At 73.3% G+C, this 18305-nt stretch carries 13 protein-coding genes; 2 read left to right on the top strand and 11 right to left on the bottom strand.

Going from position 1 to position 18305, the window contains the following annotated elements; all coding sequences use genetic code 11:
• Positions 1–43: 43 nt before the first annotated feature.
• Complete coding sequence (locus V1260_RS08260) at positions 44–2071, bottom strand: ABC transporter ATP-binding protein (RefSeq protein WP_329746339.1); 2028 nt, start codon at positions 2069–2071, stop codon at positions 44–46.
• Positions 2071–3807 carry an ABC transporter ATP-binding protein gene (locus tag V1260_RS08255; protein WP_329746338.1) on the bottom strand — a complete coding sequence of 579 codons (1737 nt, stop codon included), beginning with the start codon at positions 3805–3807 and terminating at the stop codon, positions 2071–2073. The genes V1260_RS08260 and V1260_RS08255 overlap by 1 nt, the downstream gene beginning before the upstream one ends.
• 120 nt (positions 3808–3927) lie before the next feature.
• Between V1260_RS08255 and V1260_RS08250 the strand changes: the two genes are divergently transcribed.
• Complete coding sequence (locus V1260_RS08250) at positions 3928–4551, top strand: DUF6318 family protein (protein ID WP_329746337.1); 624 nt, start codon at positions 3928–3930, stop codon at positions 4549–4551.
• Between the two features lie 10 nt (positions 4552–4561).
• On the opposite strand, the gene V1260_RS08245 is transcribed toward V1260_RS08250, so the two are convergent.
• From V1260_RS08245 to V1260_RS08220, 6 genes are all read right to left on the bottom strand, one after another.
• On the bottom strand, positions 4562–5377 hold the full coding sequence (locus tag V1260_RS08245) for a class I SAM-dependent methyltransferase (RefSeq protein WP_329746336.1): 816 nt from the start codon (positions 5375–5377) through the stop codon (positions 4562–4564).
• 17 nt (positions 5378–5394) lie between these two features.
• Positions 5395–7269 (bottom strand): ABC transporter ATP-binding protein, encoded by a 1875-nt coding sequence (locus V1260_RS08240; RefSeq protein ID WP_329746335.1) that lies wholly within the window; start codon positions 7267–7269, stop codon positions 5395–5397.
• Positions 7266–9263, bottom strand: coding sequence for an ABC transporter ATP-binding protein (locus V1260_RS08235; protein ID WP_329746334.1), 1998 nt, complete (start codon positions 9261–9263; stop codon positions 7266–7268). The genes V1260_RS08240 and V1260_RS08235 overlap by 4 nt, the downstream gene beginning before the upstream one ends.
• Positions 9260–9772 carry a DUF456 domain-containing protein gene (locus V1260_RS08230; protein ID WP_329746333.1) on the bottom strand — a complete coding sequence of 171 codons (513 nt, stop codon included), beginning with the start codon at positions 9770–9772 and terminating at the stop codon, positions 9260–9262. Before V1260_RS08230 ends, V1260_RS08235 begins: the two co-directional genes overlap by 4 nt.
• A gap of 191 nt (positions 9773–9963) precedes the next feature.
• Positions 9964–10353, bottom strand: coding sequence for a tautomerase family protein (locus V1260_RS08225; RefSeq protein WP_329746332.1), 390 nt, complete (start codon positions 10351–10353; stop codon positions 9964–9966).
• Positions 10354–10487: 134 nt separating this feature from the next.
• Positions 10488–11471 (bottom strand): beta-ketoacyl-ACP synthase III, encoded by a 984-nt coding sequence (locus V1260_RS08220; RefSeq protein WP_329746331.1) that lies wholly within the window; start codon positions 11469–11471, stop codon positions 10488–10490.
• Between the two features lie 42 nt (positions 11472–11513).
• On the opposite strand from V1260_RS08220, the gene V1260_RS08215 reads away from it, so the two are divergent.
• Entirely contained in the window at positions 11514–12146 is a 633-nt protein-coding gene (locus tag V1260_RS08215) for a VanZ family protein (RefSeq protein WP_329746330.1), read from the top strand.
• Positions 12147–12149: 3 nt separating this feature from the next.
• Here the strand turns inward: V1260_RS08215 and V1260_RS08210 are convergent, their stop codons facing one another.
• The 3 genes from V1260_RS08210 to V1260_RS08200 are packed head-to-tail and all read right to left on the bottom strand — an operon-like array spanning position 12150 to position 18266.
• Positions 12150–15203, bottom strand: a complete 3054-nt coding sequence (locus V1260_RS08210) for an SMC family ATPase (RefSeq protein WP_329746329.1) — start codon at positions 15201–15203, stop codon at positions 12150–12152.
• On the bottom strand, positions 15200–16363 hold the full coding sequence (locus V1260_RS08205; RefSeq protein ID WP_329746328.1) for an exonuclease SbcCD subunit D: 1164 nt from the start codon (positions 16361–16363) through the stop codon (positions 15200–15202). The genes V1260_RS08210 and V1260_RS08205 overlap by 4 nt, the downstream gene beginning before the upstream one ends.
• Positions 16364–16421: 58 nt before the next feature.
• Entirely contained in the window at positions 16422–18266 is a 1845-nt protein-coding gene (locus V1260_RS08200; RefSeq protein WP_329746327.1) for an HNH endonuclease signature motif containing protein, read from the bottom strand.
• Between the last annotated feature and the right edge of the window lie 39 nt (positions 18267–18305).

Here is an 18305-nt window from a genome sequence, read left to right as displayed (position 1 = left end):
CCGTGAGGTGTGGACCTCACCGGGACTCTTCGCGCGGCGAGCGTCAGTCCGCCGCCTGTGCCCCTCCCGCGAGCTCCTCCTCCGCGTCCAGGTCCACGCTCGCGCCCTCGAACTGCGAGCGGTACAGCCGCGCATAGGCGCCGTCGGCCTCGAGCAGCTGCTCGTGGGTGCCCTGCTCCACGATGTCCCCGGACTCCATCACCAGGATCAGGTCCGCGTCGCGGATGGTGGAGAGGCGGTGGGCGATGACGAAGCTGGTGCGGCCCTCGCGCAGCCGGTTCATGGCCTGCTGCACGAGCACCTCGGTGCGGGTGTCGACCGAGCTGGTGGCCTCGTCGAGGATCAGCAGACTGGGCCGGGCCAAGAACGCGCGGGCGATCGTGACCAGCTGCTTCTCGCCCGCGGAGAGCGTGGACTCGTCGTCGTCGACGATCGTGTCGTAGCCCTCGGGGAGCTGCCGCGCGAAGTCGTCGACGTGGGTCGCGCGGGCCGCCTCGAGCACTTCCGCGTCGGTCGCGTCCAGCCGGCCGTAGCGGATGTTCTCCCGCAGGGAGCCCTTGAACAGCCACGTGTCCTGGAGGACCATGCCGGTGCGCTCGCGCAGCTGGGCGCGGGTGAGGTCGCGGATGTCGGTCCCGTCGATCGTGATCCGGCCGCCGTCGACCTCGTAGAAGCGCATCACGAGGTTCACCAGGGTGGTCTTGCCCGCCCCCGTCGGCCCGACGATCGCGACCGTGTGCCCCGGGTCCGCGACGAGCGAGAGGTCGCGGATCAGCTCCCGCTCGGGGCTGTAGGAGAAGCGGACGTGCTCGAACTCGACCCGGCCCTCGCCGATCGTCGCGGCGGCGCCCGGCACCTCGGTCTCCGCCTCCTGCTCGTCGGCGTCGAGCAGCTCGAAGACCCGCTCGGCGCTCGCCACGCCGGACTGCAGCATGGTCGCCATCGACGCGACCTGCGAGAGCGGCTGCGTGAACTGGCGCGAGTACTGGATGAAGGCCTGCACGTCGCCGAGGGTCATCTGCCCGGAGACGATCCGCAGCCCGCCGACGATCGCGATGACGACGTAGCTGACGTTCCCCACGAACATCATCAGCGGCATGATCAGCGAGGACACGAACTGCGCGCCGAACGTGGCGCGGAACAGCCGGTCGTTGCGCTCCTCGAAGCGGGCGCCGACCTGCTCGCGGCGGCCGAAGACGGTCACCAGCGAGTGGCCGGTGTACGCCTCCTCCACCTCGGCGTTGACCACGCCTGTCGCGTCCCACTGCTGCGCGAACAGCTTCTGGCTGCGGGAGCCGACGAGCCCGGTGACCAGCAGCGCCACCGGGATCACGGCGAGCGCGATGAGCGAGAGCTGCCACGAGATGGTGACCATCATGATCAGCACGCCGAGCACCGTGAGGATCGAGTTCACGAGGCCCGTCACGGTGTTCATGAGGGTGTTCTGGATGTTGTCGATGTCGTTGGTGACGCGGGAGAGGATCTCGCCGCGCTTCATCCGGTCGAAGTAGGCCAGCGGCAGTCGGTGCAGCTTCTCCTCGACCTCGCGGCGCAGGCGGGAGACCATCCGCACCAGGATCCGGTTCAGCGCGAGGCCCTGCAGCCACATGAACAGGGCCGAGACGATGTACAGCAGCACCGCGAGCAGCAGCACCTGGTGCAGCGCCGAGAAGTCGATGCCCTGCCCGGGGGTGAGGGTCATGCCGGAGAGCATGTCCGCGTACTGCTCCTGGCCCTCGGCGCGCAGCTGGGCGATGACCTGCTCGGGGTCGGCGCCCGCGGGGAGGGTGCGGGAGATCAGGCCGGTGAAGATGAGGTCGGTGGCGCGGCCGAGAATCTTCGGTCCCACCACGGACAGCACCACGGAGATGACGCCGAGGCCGATCGCGGCGAGGAGGTAGGGCCGCTCGGGCCCCATCTCGCCGAGCAGCCGCTTCGCGGAGGGCCAGAAGTTCTTCGCGGACTGGCCGGGGCGCAGCCCGCGCTGGGCGTCCTTCTCCGCGGCGATCTCGTCGGCAGGGCTGGTCTCGCCGGGGCTGGTCTCGACGGGGGTCGACTCGTCGGTGCTCATCACGCGACCTCCTCCTCGACGCCCTGGGAGCGCACGATCTCGCGGTATGTCTCGGAGCTCTCGAGGAGCTCGGGGTGGGTGCCCTGGGCGACGACCCGGCCGTTGTCGAGCACCAGGATCAGGTCGGCGCCGACGATGGTGGTGACGCGCTGGGCGACGATCAGCACGAGCGCGTCCTCCGTCTCGGGGGCCAGCGCCGCGCGCAGCCGCGCATCGGTGGTGAGGTCGAGCGCGCTGAAGGAGTCGTCGAAGAGAAACAGCGAGGGCTTCGCCGCGAGGGCCCGGGCGATGCACAGCCGCTGGCGCTGGCCGCCGGAGACGTTGGTGCCGCCCTGCGCGATCGGGGAGTCCAATTGCTGCGGCATGGCGGCCACGAAGTCGCGGCCCTGGGCGACGGTGAGGGCGTGCCACAGCTCCTGCTCGTCGGCGTCCGGGCGGCCGAAGCGGAGGTTGCTCGCGACGGTGCCGGAGAACAGGTAGGGCCGCTGCGGGACGAGGCCCACGCGGTCCCAGAGCACGCGGGCGTCGAGATCGCGCACGTCGTGGCCGTTCAGCAGCACCCGCCCCTCGGTCGCGTCCATGAGCCGCGGGACGAGGTTCAGCAGGGTGGTCTTGCCGGCGCCGGTGCCGCCGATGATCGCGACGGTCTGCCCCGCGCGGGCGGTGAAGGAGATGTCCTCGAGGACGGGCCGCTCGGCGCCGGGGTAGGTGAAGGAGACGCTGTCGAAGCTGAGCTCGATCGGTCCCTCGATCTCGCGCACCCCGTCGGTGCGCTGGACGACGGAGGTCTCGGTGCCGAGCACGGCGCTGATGCGCTCGGCGGAGACCATCGCGCGCGGGATCATCATCGTCATGAAGGTCGCCATCATCACCGCGATGAGGATCTGCATCAGGTAGGCGATGAAGGCGGTGATCGAGCCGACCTCCATCTGGCCGGCGTCGATGCGCGGCGCGGCGACCAGCAGCACCAGCACGCTGGAGATGTTCAGCAGGAACATGATGATCGGGTTGATGAGGATCATCAGCAGGCCGATGCGGCGGTTCAGCTCGGTCAGCTCGTGGTTGACCTCGCCGTAGCGCTCCCGCTCGCGGTCCTCGCGCACGAAGGCGCGCAGCACGCGGATGCCGGTGATCTGCTCGCGCAGCACGCCGTTGATGTCGTCGATCCGACCCTGCATCTGCTTGAACAGCGGGGCGGCCCGCAGGATGAGGGTGCCGACGGCGATCAGCATGACCGGCACCATCACGGCGATCAGCCACGCCATCCCCGGCTCGACCCGCAGTGCCAGGACCACGCCGCCGATGCCGGTCACCGGGGCCTGGACCAGCATGTTGAGGGTGAAGAACACCAGCATCTGGACCTGCTGGACGTCGTTCGTGGACCGGGTGACGAGGGAGGGCGTGCCGAACTCCGCCATCTCCCGCGGGGAGAACGAGGAGACCCGGTCGAAGACCTGCGAGCGCAGGTCCTGCCCGACGCGCATCGCCGAGCGGGCGGCGAAGTAGTTCGCGGCGATCAGCGCGATGATGTTCCCCAGCGAGATCAGCAGCATCAGCCGGCCGAGCTCCCAGATGACGTCGACATCCGCCTGGGCGACGCCGTCGTCGATGATGTCGGCGTTGAGCGTGGGCAGATAGAGCGCTGCCACGACGCCGCCGATCTGGAAGAGCACCACGAGGGCGATCCAGAGCCAGTAGGGCCTCACGGCGCGCAGCGCCAGACGCAGCAGGGTCACGATGCTCCTTCCGGGGCGCCGGCCGACCGGCCGCGCACACCGGAGCAGGGTAGTCCTCCATCGTGGGAAGGTCCTCAGGTTTTCGGCAGGTGTCCGGGGCGGTGCTCTACCGTGGTCGCCGTGAACCGTCCCGCTCAGCGCATCCTGCTCGTCGTGCTCGCTCTCGTGCTCCTCATCCCCGTCGGGGTGATGGGGCTCGGCGGGGTGCTCGGCGGCGGGGACGAGGCCGCCGAGGACACGCCGTCGGTGATCGCCGAGGAGCGGCCGACGGTGGATCCCGCCGAGCAGCCGATCCGCCCCGAGCTGCCCCGTCCGGAGGAGCCGGCCGGGATGACGGAGCAGAGCGCGGCGGGGGCCGAGGCCACGCTCACCTACGTGCTCGAGTCCTATGCGTACATGATGAGCAGCGGCGACATCTCCGTGTGGGAGAACTCGGTGGATCCGAACTGCTCCGTCTGCACGACCTTCCTCGCCAATGCGGAGACTCTCGCCGCGCAGGGCGGCTACCTCGTGGACGGCGAGTTCACGGTGCACGGGACGACCTTCACCGGCACCGGGGAACCGCCCGCGACGGGCGAGGTCACGGCGGACTTCTCGCAGGAGGCGTCGATCCTGGTGGACGACCCCACGCTGCAGGCCAACGAGCTCGAGGCGGTCTCCGGGCAGCTCATCGCGCAGGTCGCCTGGGACGGCGAGCGCTGGCGCATCACCGACATGTCCATCGCCCCCGACGCGGCGGAGTGACGCGCCCCGCTCACTCCACCCGGTACAGGAACAGGTCGGTCCGGTAGGGCACGCCGACGGTGGCTCCGCGCGGGTGGCCGAGGTGGTCGTGGAGGTACCAGTCGAGGTTCGCGAGCACCTTGGCGCGCCGCTCCTCGGGGGCGGTGATGACGTAGCTGCGGGTGCGGGCGAGGTCGATGACGTCCTGGGTGGGCATCGGGTCCTCCCACACGTGGGCGGCGCGGTGGATCCGGCGCAGTCCCGCGCCGACCTCGGGCTCGAAATCCTCCCGGTGGATGTCGCCCGCGTGCATGATGCGGCTGAGGCGGTGCACCCAGGGGATCGTCACGTCGAGCATGTTCCAGACCAGGACGAGCACGCCACCGGGCGCGAGCAGCCGAACGGTCTCGGCCGACGCCGCCGGGGCGTCGAACCAGTGCCAGGCCTGGGCGACGGTGACCAGCTCGGCCGATGCCGCGGGCAGCCCGGTCGCCTCGGCCGGGGCGAGGTGCGTCCGCAGCCGTCCCTCGGGGCCGCGTCGGCGGGCGGTCTCGAGCATCGCCGCGCTCGTGTCGACAGCGGTGACCTCGAGCCCCCGCTCGGCGAGCGCCCAGGACAGCTTCCCGGTCCCCGCCCCGAGGTCGATCGCGCGCCGCGTTCTCTCGGCCCCGTCGGCCCGGTCGACCGGAGCGGGGAGGGCGGCGAGCATCTCGTCGAGCGCCGGCGCGGGGTAGCCGGGCCGGAGCCGGTCGTAGTCCTCGCCCTGCTCGGCGAACGCCCCGGCCAGCACGCTCTTGCGCTCGGCGCTGCCGAAGCGCGGGGCGTCGCGGGAGGAGATCGGGGGCACTGCCTCCGGCCCCGGGCTCACCGCGCTTCCCGGTGCGCGACCCAGGAGCGGTGGAGTCCCGCGTAGATCCCGCCGGGGAGGGCGACGAGCTCGGCGTGGGTGCCGTGCTCGACGAGGTGCCCGCCGTCGAGGACCATGATCCGGTCGGCCCGTTCGGCGGTGGAGAGGCGGTGGGCGATGGTGATCGTGGTGCGGCCGCGGGCGAGGCCGTCGATGGCCTGGGCGAGGCGGACGTCGGCCGCGGGGTCGACGGCGCTTGTCGCCTCGTCGAGGACGATGACGTCGGGGTCGGCGAGATAGGCGCGGGCGAGCGCCACGAGCTGCCGCTCCCCCGCGCTGAGTGACTCGCCGCGCTGGCCGACGGGGGTGTCGAGGCCGTCGGGCAGCTCGGCCGCCCAGGCGTCGAGTCCCAGCTCGGCGAGGGCCGCGAGCATCTCCTCCTCCGTCGCCTCCGGCCGGCCGTAGCGCAGGTTCCCGCCGACGGTGGTGTCGAAGAGGAAGCCCTCCTGCGGCACCATGATCACCCGCGTGCGCAGGGAGGCGTAGGGCACCAAGTTCAGCGGCACCCCGCCGACCTCGATCGTCCCGGAGGCGGAGTCCATCATGCGGGTGAGGAGCTTGGCGAAGGTGGTCTTGCCGGAGCCGGTCTCGCCCACGATCGCGATGCGGGAACGGGCGGGGATGTCGACGTCGACGCCGTGGATCACCTCGGGACCGGTCGGGTAGCGGTAGCGGAGCGCGCGCACGGTGATGTCGAGCGGCCCGTCGGGCAGCGGCGTCGCGCCGGGGACGGGATCGGAGCGTCGCCCGGTGTGCGGGTCCATGGAGCCTGCGGGGTCGGCGACGTCGGCCGGGGTGTCGAGCACGCCGAGCACGCGCCGCCAGCCGGCCACCGCGTTCTGCGCTTCGGAGAGCATCTCGATGCCCATGCGGACGGGCTGGCTGAACAGCGACACGAGGAACACGAAGGCGATGACGCCGCCCGCGGTGAGGTCGGCGCCGGGCAGGTCGAGGCCGAGCGCCCCGGTGCCGAGGAGGATGCCGACCACGACCACGACGGCGGTCGCGAGCCCGTCGGCCGTCTCCGAGAGGAAGAACGAGGCGGACTGCGGCCGCAGCACCGAGAACTGGGCGTCGCGCACCCTGCCGATCCGCTCCTGCTGGGCGCGGCGGGTGCGTTCCTCGGTGCCGTAGGCGCGCAGGGTCGCGGCGCCCACGAGGGACTCGGAGACGGCGCCGAGCATGCCGCCGACCCGCGTGCGGACCTCCTGGAAGCGGGCCCGGATCCGCTTCTGCAGGGCGCCCATGATCAGCAGAATCGGCAGGTAGCAGATCCACACGGCGAGCGCGAGCGGCCACGAGTACGCGACCATCACTCCGGTGGCCAGCAGCAGCTGGAAGCTCATCACCACGAGCATGATTCCGCCGAAGCTCATGAACTGGCTGACGGTGTCGACGTCGCTGGTCACGCGCGAGACCAGGGCCCCGCGCTGCTCGGTGCCCTGGGTGAGCAGGGAGAGGTCGTGGATGTGGCGGAAGGCGCGGGTGCGCAGGGTCGCGAGCGAGGTCTCGGCGAGGCGGAACAGGCGCCGGTTCATGAGCACGTTGCAGCTCGCGGTGACCAGCAGGACGAGGGCGGCGAGGCCCGCGGCGGAGGCGACGAAGGGCAGGTCGGGCCGCTCCGGCGCGATGATGCCGCGGTCGAGGATGGACTGCACCGCGATCGGCACGACCACCTTGCCGGCGGTCGCGATGACGGCGAGCAGCAGGGTGATCCACAGCCCGCGCAGCAGCTCGGGGGTGAGGGCGAGGCCGCGGCGGATCGTGGTCAGCGCGCCCTCGTCGGCCTGGGTCTCCCCGCCGAGGCGGGAGGAGGCGGGGGCGGTGCTCATCGGTCGTCCTCCTCGTGGTCGTCGCAGCGGTGCCGTTCCTCGGCGTGCTCCTGGGTGCGGCGCCGTGCGGCGGGCACGGCGAGCGCGGGGTCGGGGCCGTCCGACGGCGGCGGGCCGGAGGCCTCGAGCAGGCTGTGGGAGATGGCGGCCTCGTCGTAGGCGTCGACGAGGGCGCGGTAGCCGGCGCTCCCCGCGCGCAGCTCCTCGTGCGTGCCGGTCGCGGCGACCCGGCCGTGGTCGAGGAAGACGACCTGGTCGGCGAGGGAGATGGTCGACTTGCGGTAGGCGATCAGCAGCAGCGTGGACTCGGTCATCTCGCGGCGGATCCCGTCGAGGATCGCGAGCTCGACGCTCGGGTCGCAGGCGCTGGTGGCGTCGTCGAGGATCAGCAGTCGGGGCCGACGGGCGAGGGCGCGGGCGAGGGCGATGCGCTGGCGCTGGCCGCCGGAAAGGGACCCGCCCCGCTCCCCCAGCTCGGTGTCGAGACCCTCGGGCAGGGCGTCGACGAAGTCTTCGGCCTGGGCGACGCGCAGCGCCCAGCGCACGGTCTCCTCGTCGATGTCCTCACCGAGGGTGACGTTCCCGCGCACCGTGTCGTCGAAGACGAAGGCCTGCTGGAGCACGAGGGCGACGTCGGCCGTGAGCGCCTCGGCGGTGAGGGAGCGCAGCTCGGCGCCGTCGAGGCGGATCTCGCCGGAGGTGGGAGGGACCAGGCCCGCGGCGAGCAGGGCGAGGGTCGACTTCCCGGAGCCGGTGGCGCCGACGACGGCGAGCACGCGGGTGCCGGCGACGGGGTCCGCGGTGAGGGTCACGCCGTAGAGGGCCTCGGAGGTGCGCGCGGCGGCGGGCCGCTCCGCGCCGCCGCGGCCGAGGATCACCTGGGCGGGGTCGTCGTGGTAGGCGAAGGAGACGTCCTCGAGGGTGAAGCGGCCGGGGCCCGCGGGCAGGGCGTCGGGGCCGTATTCGCGGCGCTCGGCGACGTCGAGGATCTGCTGCACACGGCCGCCGCCGACGACGGTGCGGGAGAGGTCGCCGAGCACCCAACCGAAGGAGCGGATGGGCAGGGACATCAGCGTGAACAGGTAGGACACCTCGACGAGCTGGCCGGTGGTGAGGTGCCCGTCGCCGATCCGCCACGCGCCGAGGACGGCGATCGCGAGGATGCCGAGGTTCGGGAGGGCGTCGATCGCGGGGTCGAACCAGCCGCGCACGTAGCCGAAGCGGATGCCGGTGTCCCGCAGCCGGTGGGCGGAGCGGGTGAAGCGCTCCTCCTCCACGTCCTCGCGGCCGAGAGACTTCACCACGTTCGCGCCGTCGAAGGACTCGTGGGCGATCTCGGCGACCTCGGCGCGCAGCTGCTGCGAGCACATGGCGAGCGGGGTCGCATAGTGCTGCAGCGCCACGTTCAGCACGATCAGCGCGAGGATCAGCGCGACCATGACCAGCAGGATCACGGGGTCGATGGCGGCGACCACGATCGTCGCGTAGACGAGCAGCACGACGGTGGACAGCGCGAAGGGGAAGGGCGCCATGGCGAAGAAGGTCGCCTCGACGTCCGAGTAGACGGAGCTGAGCAGGGTGCCGGTGGACTGGCGGCGGTGCCACAGCAGCGGCACGCGCGCGTAGACGGCGGTGAGCCGCTCGCGGTAGAGGCGGAAGAGGTCGAACTGGGTGGCGGCGGCGAAGATGCGGCGGGCCATGACGGTGACGGCGCGGGCCACGGCGATGCCGAGGATCGCGAGGCCGCCGGCGATGACCAGGCCGAGCTGCGGCTCGCCGGACGCGAAGCTGGGCACCACCACGTCCTCGGTGACGCGGCCGATGATCGAGCTGGTCGCGATCTGCAGCAGGGCGAAGGCGATCGCGCCGAGGACGGCGAGGGAGAACCAGCCCTTCTGCTCCCAGGAGCCCTTGAGCAGGCGTGCGAGGCCGGGGAGGAGGACGGAGGGGCGACGGGTCGGGGAGGGAGCGGAGGCGGGGTCGGAGGCGGTCATGCGGTGACGAAGTGCCAGACGACGGCGAGCGCGAAGACGATCGTGGAGAGCATGGCGAGGCCGAACTCGATGAGGATGCCGGTGCCGAGCGCCTTGATCGCGACCCAGGCGGAGCTGAGGCCCCGCGACCAGTCCTTCAGGCGCAGCGACTCGGCGACGTACAGCCCCACGAGGAAGCCGACGGGCAGGCCGACGACGGGGATCACGAAGATGCCGACGATGCCGGCGGCGATGCCGACGTAGATCGGCCACATCGGCACCTCGGCCGCGTGGAGCTTCTTCCCGGTGAGGACGTAGCTGGTGACCATCCCGGCCGCGCCGAGCACGAGGACGATCCCGAAGGCGACCCAGCCGGGTGCTCCGCCGACGACGATCGCCCAGATCAGCGTCGCGATGACGAGGGTGATGGTGCCCGGCAGGACGGGCACGATGATCCCCGCGAGGCCCACCACGTAGGCGAGGCCCACGAGGACGGTCACGATGATCTGGACGGTCAGGGAGTCGACCATGGGATGTCCTCCGGGGAGCTGGGGGTGGCCGCGTGCGGACCGGCCGTCCGCGTGATCGTTCACGGGACGGCGGGGCGGTGTCGTCGGCAGCAGTGGTTCAGGGGTGGCGACCCCGCCACCGGGGCCTCGTCCATCCTATCGGGCGGCCGTCGCGTGCGGCAGACCGGCGACGGCTCTCGACGAGGGCGGGCTCAGACGTCCACGCAGTATCCGAGGGACAGGTCCTCGGCGTTGCGCCCACGGATCCCCCAGTTCACGCGCGGGGTCTCGTGGATCGTCACCTCCACGGCGTGCGGTGGGGTGCCCGCATCGCGCTCGATGCGGGCGAAGAGCTCCTCGATCAGGGCGCGCTTGGCGGCATCGGATCGTCCCTCGAACATCGAGATCTCGATGATCGTGTAGTCGGTGCCGCGGTCCGGCGGATGGAGGAAGTCCTCGTCCGACAGCGCGATGAAGCGCTGGAACCTCTTCTCGGGCGGATAGTCGAGCGCTGACATGACGGCGCCGTGGATGGCCTCCGACAGGGCCGCCCGGCGACGATCGATCGACTCCCGATGCCCGTACACGATGATCTGCGCCATGGGGCCCACGGTACGTTGCGCACGGAGGGAATCGGAGCGGCGTGGGCGGCTCTGCCCATCGCCGGGGGCCGTGAGCACCCTGGACCCTCTCGACCGATCACGGGAACGCGAGCGTGCGCCGGGATCCCGCGGGCTCAGGGCAGGCGCACCACCTGGCCGGCCCAGGAGAAGCCGCCGCCGAAGCCGACCAGCAGGGCGGTCGCGCCGGAGGGGATCCGCCCGGCCTCGCGCATCCGCGAGATGGCCAGCGGGATCGTGGCGGCGGAGGTGTTGCCGGAGGTGATGATGTCGTTGGCGACGATCGCATCCTCGCGGAGCCCGAGCGCGGCGGCGAGCGGCTCGATCATGCGCAGGTTCGCCTGGTGGGGGACGAAGACGTCGATGTCCGCCATGGTGAGCCCGGAGGCCTCGACGATCCGCTGCGAGATCTTCGGTGCCTCGCGCAGCGCCCAGCCGAGCACCTGGCGGCCCTGCTGCGCGAAGGCGGGACCCTCGCCGTTGATGGTGACGGCGTCGGCGAGCTCGGGGACGGTGCCCCACACGACCGGGGAGATGCCCGGCTCGTCGGCGGCGCGCAGCACCATGGCGCCCGCCCCGTCGGCCGTGAGGATGCACGTGGTGCGGTCGGTGTAGTCGGTGACGGCGGAGAGCTTCTCGGCGCCGATCACGAGGCTGGTGGTGCTCGCCCCGGTGCGGATCGACATGTCGGCGACGGCGAGGGCGTGCTCGAAGCCGGAGCAGGCGGCGCCGACGTCGAAGGCCGCGGGGGCGGCCAGGCCGAGCTGCTGGGCGACGCGGCCGGCAGCGCTCGGGGAGCGCTCGTAGTTGGAGCAGGTGGCGACGATGACCTGGGTGACCTCGGCCGGATCGACGCCGGCGTCGGCGAGCGCGGCCCGCCCGGCGAGCGTGGCGAGATCGCCGACGTCGACCCCGTCGGCCGCGATCCGGCGCTCCTGGATGCCGGTGCGCTGGCGGATCCACTCGTCGCTGGTCTCGACCAGCTGCTCGAGGTCCGCGTTGGTCATGATGCGGTCGGGGCGGTGGTGGCCGGTGCCGATGATGCGGGATCCAGCAGCGGGAGTGGCGGGGGCGGCGAGGCTGACGGGGGTGGCGTTCATGCTCCCGAGGGTATTCCGGGTGGGCTGTGTACCGTGCGGCCCGTGAGCGAGCTGCTGAACCTGGCCGTGGTGGGCGTGGTGGGCGGGCTCGGCGTGTTCGCCGTGGCCCTCCTGCCGGCGTGCTGGCTGCAGCGGCGGCGCTTCGGGCGGATCCGGCCGGACCGGCTCCTGGCGATCGCCGTGATCTGCGTGTACACGATGACGCTCGCGGGCCTCACGATCGCGCCGGCCTACGACGTGGCCCTGACCTGCCGCTCCCGCACCGGCGGCGCGCTGCGGGCGGATCCCTTCCACACGCTGCGCGAGGTGCTCGCCCTGCGTCGCGCGGGCGGGAGCTGGTGGGCGGTCGCGACGAGCTTCCCGGTGGTGCAGGTCGCGCTGAACACGGCCCTGTTCGTGCCGCTGGGGATGATCCTGCGCGGCGTGTTCCGGCTGGATGCGACGGCGTCGGTGGCGATCGGGCTGATGCTCTCGGCGCTGATCGAGGTCACCCAGTTCACCGGGGCGTTCGGGATCTACCCGTGCGGGGTGCGGATCGCGGACATCGAGGACCTGCTCGCGAACTGGCTCGGCGCTTTCGTGGGTGTCCTCCTCGTCCCGCTCGCGCGGCGGTTGCGGGTGCCGCTGTTCGTGCACGCGGACGAAGACACCCGGCCAACCGATTCCGTGCTGTGACCCTCAGGCGGTGATCGTCACCGTCGAGCGGTCGTCGGCGCCGCGGCGCACGTGGATCTGCTCGGCGATCTGCGCTTTCATGTCGCCGACATGGCTGACGATGCCGACGGTGCGGCCCGCCTCGGCGAGGCGGCCGATCTCGCGGACGACGGTCTCGAGGGTCTCGGGGTCGAGGGATCCGAAGCCCTCGTCGATGAAGAGGGTCTCCATGCGCACTCCCCCGGCCTCGCCGGTGACGATGTCGGCGAGGCCGAGGGCGAGGGCGAGGGAGACGAAGAAGGTCTCGCCGCCGGAGAGGGTCTCGGGGACGCGCACCTGGTCGGTGCGGCGGTCGAGGACGAGCAGGTCGAGGCCGGTCTTCTTCGCGCCGCGGGCACCGGTGTCGCGCTGCAGCTCGAGCTCGGAGCCGGAGAAGAGGGCGAGGCGGGCGTTCGCGGCGTCGATCACGGCGTCGAGCCGCCACATCAGGACGTAGGTGGAGAGCTGCACCCGTTCGCCGTCGGCGGAGCGGCCGGTCGCGAGGTCGGCGACGCGGACCACCACGCTGGCGTCCTCGCTGACGGTGCGGACCTGGGCGGAGGCGGCGGTGAGCGCGTCGCGGGCCTCGGCGGTGCGCTGGGCGATGCCGCGGAGCCGGGCGGCCTCCCCGGCGGCCTCGCGGGAGGCGGCGCGGGCGGCGGTGAGCTGCTCGCCCGCGGCGAGGAGGGCGGCCTCGGCCTGCGCACGGGACTCCTCGGTGGAGGTGGTCTCCGCGATGCCGTCCTCGGCGAGGCCGTCGGCGAGGCGGGACTCGTCGACCGCGCGGGTCTCGAGCTGCTTCTGCCGGGCGGTGCGGTCCGCGGCGGGGAGCACGGCGGCGCGGGCGGCCTCGGCAGTGACCAGACCGCTGGTGGCGAGGGCGCGGTCGGTCTCGACGGCGAGCTCGGCGGCCTGCTCCTCGGCGGAGGTGCGGCTGCGCAGCGCCTCGAGCAGGGCGGTCGCGGCGCGGGCGCGGGCGGTGTGGGCGCGGCGGCGGGAGGCGATCGAGGGATCGTCCCCGCGGGCGACGGCGAGGCGGTCGCGGTCGACGTCGAGTGCCCGGGCGATCTCGCGGATCGCGGCGTCCTCCCGCTCGACCTCGAGGGCCTCCCGCTGGCGGGCGGCGGCGGTCTTCTCGGTCTCGGCGTCGAAGGCGGTGAGCCGGGCCTCGAGCTGCTCGGCGCGGGTCGCCGCGGCGGTCGCGGCGGTGACGGCGGCCTGACGGGTCTCCACCGCGGCGCGGGCGGTCTCGGGGGTGTGCTCCCCGGCCGCCTCGCGCAGGGCGGCGAGCTCCCGCTCGGCGAGGGCGAGGGCCTGGGCGGAGGCGGCCTGGGCCTGCTCGGCGGTGCGGCGCGCGGCCTCGGCGTCGTCGACCTGCTCGGGACCGACGGCATCCTCCGAGGGGTCCGCGGGACGAGGATGCTCGAGGGAGCCGCAGACGGGGCAGGCGGTCTCCGCCTCGAGGTCCGCGGCGAGCTCGGCGGCGATCCCGGCGAAGCGACGGCTGCGCAGCGACGCCTCCTCCGCGGCGCGCTCCTGGGCCGTGCGCAGAGCGGTCGCCGCGGCGGCCCGGGCCGTCTCGACGGCGCTGGCCTGCGCGGCCGCGGCGGTGGCGGCCCGGTGTGCGTCCTGGGCGGCGGCGAGGGCGAGCTGCGCCTCGGCCCGTCCCGCGGCGGCGGCGCGAGCTCGGTCGCGGTCGCCGACGAGCGCGACCCGGGCGGCGGGGCGCTCCTCGTGCTCCGCCGTGGCGGCGTCGAGCCGCTCCTGGCGCGCCGCGAGCGCGTCCCGTCGGCCGCCGAGCTGCTGCTCGCGTGCGGGCAGGGCGGTCTCGAGCTCGACCAGGTCGGTGAGCGCTCCAGCAGCGGCGGTGGCCTCCGAGGCGGCGTCGGAGAGCTGGTCCGCGGGGAGGTCGACGAGCTCGGGGTGGTCCGGGCGCGTGCGCGTGACCAGCTCGGCGAGGGACTCGATCGCGCGGGACGCGGCCGCGGAGGCGGTGTCGCGGCGGCGCAGCAGGTCGACGACGGGCCGGGCGGTCTCGTCGGCCGTGAGCGCGGTGCGGGCGCGCTCGACCTGGGGTGCCTCCTGCTCGAGTCGCGCGGCGAGCTGGTCGAGCTGGTGCCGGCGGTCGAGGCGGGTGCGGGCGGTGCGGGCCGCCTCGGCGGCGGTGCGGGCGGCCTGCTCGGCGGCGGAGGCGACGTCGGCCGCGGCTCCGGCGGACCGGGCGCGGTCGTCGACGGCCGCGACCTGCGCGTCGGCGGCGGCGGCGAGGGGCTCGAGGCGCAGCGCCGCGGCGTGCTCGACGAGGGCGGTGCTCGTCTCGTCCTCGAGGGCCGCAGCCTCGGTGAAGCGGGCCAGCGCCGTGCCGAGGGTCTGCTGCGCGGCGTCGACCTCGCGCTTCGCCTGCTGGCGCATCCCCTCGAGCTGCTTCTCGACGGCGGCGTAGGTCTCGGTGCCGAACACGCGCTGGAGGACCTGCTGACGCTCCCCCGTGCCGGCGCGGAGGAAGCGTGCGAACTCGTTCTGCGGGAGCAGGACCGTCTGCGTGAACTGCTCGCGGGTGAGGCCGACGGCGCGCTGCACCTCGCGGCCCACCTCGTCGAGGCGGCTCGCGATCACCTCGGAGCCGGAGCCGGATCCGGCGGCGTCGGCGATCGCGGCGGGCAGCGCCTGGGGCGAGCCGATCCGCCACAGGACGGCCTTGGGGTGCTCCTTCGTGGTGCCGCTGCCGCGCATCTTGGGACGCTGGAACTCGGGCTGGCGACGCACCCGGTGCAGGCCGGAGCTGGTCTCGAAGACGAGGTCGACGACGCTCGGTGCGGTGGGGGCGGCGAACTGCGAGCGGATGCGGTCGGCGCTCGTGGCGCTGCCGGCGACCTGGCCGTAGAGGGCGTACACGATCGCGTCGAGAATGGTGGACTTGCCGGAGCCCGTCGGCCCCTCGAGCAGGAAGGTGCCGCTCGCGCCGAGGGCCGCGAAGTCGATCTCGACGGTCCCGGCGAAGGGGCCGATGCCGGTCAGGCGGAGGTGGTGGAGCTTCACGAGGCCTCCTGCTCGCGGCGGACGGCGGCGTAGGCGCGCTCGAGGACGGCGTGCTCGGCCTCGGTGGGGTCGCCACCGGTGACGTGGGTGAGGAACTCGTCCATCACCTCGAGCGGGTTCTGCTCACGGCGCACCACCGGGGTGCCCTCCCGGGCGGCGCGGCCCTCGGGCGCGTACTCGGTGAGCAGCAGGTGCGGGTAGGCCTCGCGCAGCTGCTCCTGCAGGTGGGCGGGGCGGGCGGGGTCGGTGACGACGGCCTTCAGCCAGTCGCCGGCGTGCTCGGTGCGGCGGGCGAGGATCTCCTCGAGGGTGCCGCGCAGCTCGGTGAGACGACGGGGGACGGGGGTCTCGACGCGGCGCACCTGGGCGGTGGTGTCGGGGGCGCCGAGCTCGACGAGGAGCACGGACTTGCGGTGGCTGCGCTCGGAGAAGGAGAAGGCGAGCGGGGAGCCGGAGTACCAGGCGGGGGCGCCGACGAGCGCGGAGAGGTCCTGGCAGCCGTGGAGGTGGCCGAGCGCGAGGTAGTCGAGTCCGGCGAGGACCCCCGCGGGCACCGAGTCGACGCCGCCGACGGAGAGGTCCCGCTCGGAGTCGGAGCCCTCGCCGCCGGTGACGAAGGTGTGGGCGAGGACGACGGTGCGGGCGCCGGGGCGGGTCGCGGCGCGCTCTCGGACGCGGTCGAGCGCGGCCCGGGTGACGGCCGCGTGGCTGCGGGCGAGGGGTTCGGCGTCGGGGCCGGCGAGCTCGGCGCGGGCGCGGTCGGGCTCGAGGTAGGGCAGGCCGAAGAAGAGGACCTCCCCGTGCTCGTCCTCGACGCTCACGGGATGCTCGAGGCCGGGGAGGTCGGTGAGGAGGTGGATGCCGCCGCGCATGAGCGAGCGTCCGAAGCCGAGCCGCTCGGGCGAGTCGTGGTTGCCGCTGGTCAGGATCACGGTCGCGCCGGTCGCGGCGAGGCGGGCGAGTGCCCGGTCCAGGAGGGTCACGCTGCTCACCGCGGGCACGGCGCGGTCGTAGACGTCGCCGGGGACGACGACCACGTCGACCTCTTCGGACTCGACCAGCTCGACGAGCCAGTCGAGGAAGGCGGCCTGGTGCTCGTGCAGGTCGACCTTGTGCAGGGTGCGGCCCAGGTGCCAGTCCGAGGTGTGCAGGATCTTCATGTCTCCGAGCCTAGGGGCGGGGTGCGACGGGCGAGTGCGCGGGGCAGGGCCCGCCATGTCAGAAGGGAGGCGGGCCGGGGTCGCCCCATCCCCCGGGCGGGGGCTCGAGCGGTGGGTAGGGCGAGGGGTCGAGTGGTGGGCGATGCGGAGTGCCGCCCGTCGGCGGCGAGGCGGACTCCTCCCCCGGAGCGGTGTGCTCGGCCGGAGCGGTGTGCTCGGCCAGACCGGTGTGCTCGGCCGGAGCGGGATCGGTGCCCGGAACCGTCGGGGCGGGTGAGGGCAGGTCGGAGCCCGGTGGGTCGAGCAGCTCGGCGATGTCCCAGTCGGTGGGAGCCGGGAAGTCCGCGGAGTCCCCTCCACCGGGGTCCGGCACCGGCTCCCCGGCGCGGATGCCCCGGAGGAAGCTGGACCAGGCGGCGGTGAGCACCTCGACCATGCGCAGACTCGCCGCGTCGAGGTCGTCGATCACGGTCACCGCGTCCCCGGCGCCGCCGATCCGCCAGCGGGTGCGGCCCGGCTCGGTGGGAGCGGTGGGGATCCGGACGGGGTCGAGGAGTCCGGTGGTCTTGTCGAGGTGGTGCTGCCAGCACAGGAGATGCAGGTTCTCGAGGTCGGTGGGCCCGCCCGCGCCGGGGGTGCCGCGGCGGCACTCCTCGAGGTGGTCGCACTCGGACGCCCAGGAGCTGGGGCGGGTGCAGCCGGGCACGGCGCACTGGGCGCTGCGCAGGCGCAGGTGCTCGAGCATCGCCGGGGTGGGCGTGTACCGCTCTGCGGGCAGGGGCAGGAAGGCCCCGCTGCACGGATCGGTCAGCACGCGGTACCAGACGTCCGCCGCACCGGCGAGGCTGCGGGCCATCGACGGCGGCAGCGGGGTCGTGCCCTCGAGCATTCCCGGCTCGTCCGACGCGCCGAGGAGCGTGAGCGCCGGGATCGTGATGTTGAGGCGGAAGCGTGGGGCGGGCACCTCGACCCCGCCGGCGTCGAGCTGGGCGGAGGTGAGCAGCGCGAAGCGCAGGCGCGTGAGCGACAGGGCGCGACCGCTCTCGAGGACCGTCCCGTCCGGGTCGTGCGGGATCGGAGCACCCTCGCGGAGGGCGGCGCGCTGGGCGGCCTGGACGGCGCGCGCCGTCTCGTCGAGCTCCGTGAAGGTGGCGAGGATGTCGGGGATCGGGCCGGTGATCTGCAGGATCCCGACGCCCGGCTGCGGCGACGGGAGCAGCTCAACGGACCGCTCGAGACACGATTCCCGATCCGGCTGGTCCTCCCGCTGGCGGAGCAGCTCGATAAGACCCTTCAGCAGGGTGAAGAATCGTTCCGAGGTGATATCCGTCGACCAGGTGGAGAGGATCTCGTCAAGCTGACGACGAGAATTATCCGACAGCGCCCGCGAACCCTTCAGGATCCGCTCGAACCAGGCGACGGAGAGGCCTCCCGCCTCGAGCCGGTCGAGCGCTCGCGGGAACAGATGGACGGCCTGATACGCGTCCCGGAGGCGCCACCCCGCGGCACCGCGGGTCACGCGGAGGGCGAGGGCGGCGCGCAGGGTGTCGACCTCGCCCACCTCCTCGCACTCCTCGTACTCGCCCTCGAGCTCGTGGAGCGCGGCGAGAGCGCGATACTGGCCGACGAGGGCTCGGGCGGCGGCCCGCTCGGCATCCCAGACCCGCTGCGATGCCTCGCTGAGCTGGGGATCATCCGCGCAGCCTCCCCGCACCGGGAGCGCCTCACGGGTGCCGGGAGTGCGACCGGAGACCTCGCGGAGGCGCAGCGGGAGCGAGGCGAGAAGGGCTGGGTCCGCGACCGCCGACCCCGCACCCGCGGGCACCGCCTCGCCCGCGTCCGCAGCACTCCGGGAGCGGGACGAGGAGCCCGACGAGGAGCCGTCGATCGGCACGACGCCCATGACTCCCACCCCCTCTCCGCTGCCCGTCGGGGAGGGCGC

Origin of the sequence: Brachybacterium sp. J144 (genome assembly GCF_036321705.1) — a bacterium.
GTDB lineage: Bacteria > Actinomycetota > Actinomycetes > Actinomycetales > Dermabacteraceae > Brachybacterium.
This window is presented reverse-complemented; position numbering and strand designations above follow the sequence as displayed.

Coding starts and splice junctions, on each gene's coding strand:
- V1260_RS08200 (WP_329746327.1), bottom strand. CDS start 18,266: ATGGGCGTCGTGCCGATCGACGGCTCCTCGTCGGGCTCCTCGTCCCGC.
- V1260_RS08235 (WP_329746334.1), bottom strand. CDS start 9,263: ATGACCGCCTCCGACCCCGCCTCCGCTCCCTCCCCGACCCGTCGCCCC.
- V1260_RS08205 (WP_329746328.1), bottom strand. CDS start 16,363: ATGAAGATCCTGCACACCTCGGACTGGCACCTGGGCCGCACCCTGCAC.
- V1260_RS08225 (WP_329746332.1), bottom strand. CDS start 10,353: ATGGCGCAGATCATCGTGTACGGGCATCGGGAGTCGATCGATCGTCGC.
- V1260_RS08220 (WP_329746331.1), bottom strand. CDS start 11,471: ATGAACGCCACCCCCGTCAGCCTCGCCGCCCCCGCCACTCCCGCTGCT.
- V1260_RS08240 (WP_329746335.1), bottom strand. CDS start 7,269: ATGAGCACCGCCCCCGCCTCCTCCCGCCTCGGCGGGGAGACCCAGGCC.
- V1260_RS08230 (WP_329746333.1), bottom strand. CDS start 9,772: ATGGTCGACTCCCTGACCGTCCAGATCATCGTGACCGTCCTCGTGGGC.
- V1260_RS08260 (WP_329746339.1), bottom strand. CDS start 2,071: ATGAGCACCGACGAGTCGACCCCCGTCGAGACCAGCCCCGGCGAGACC.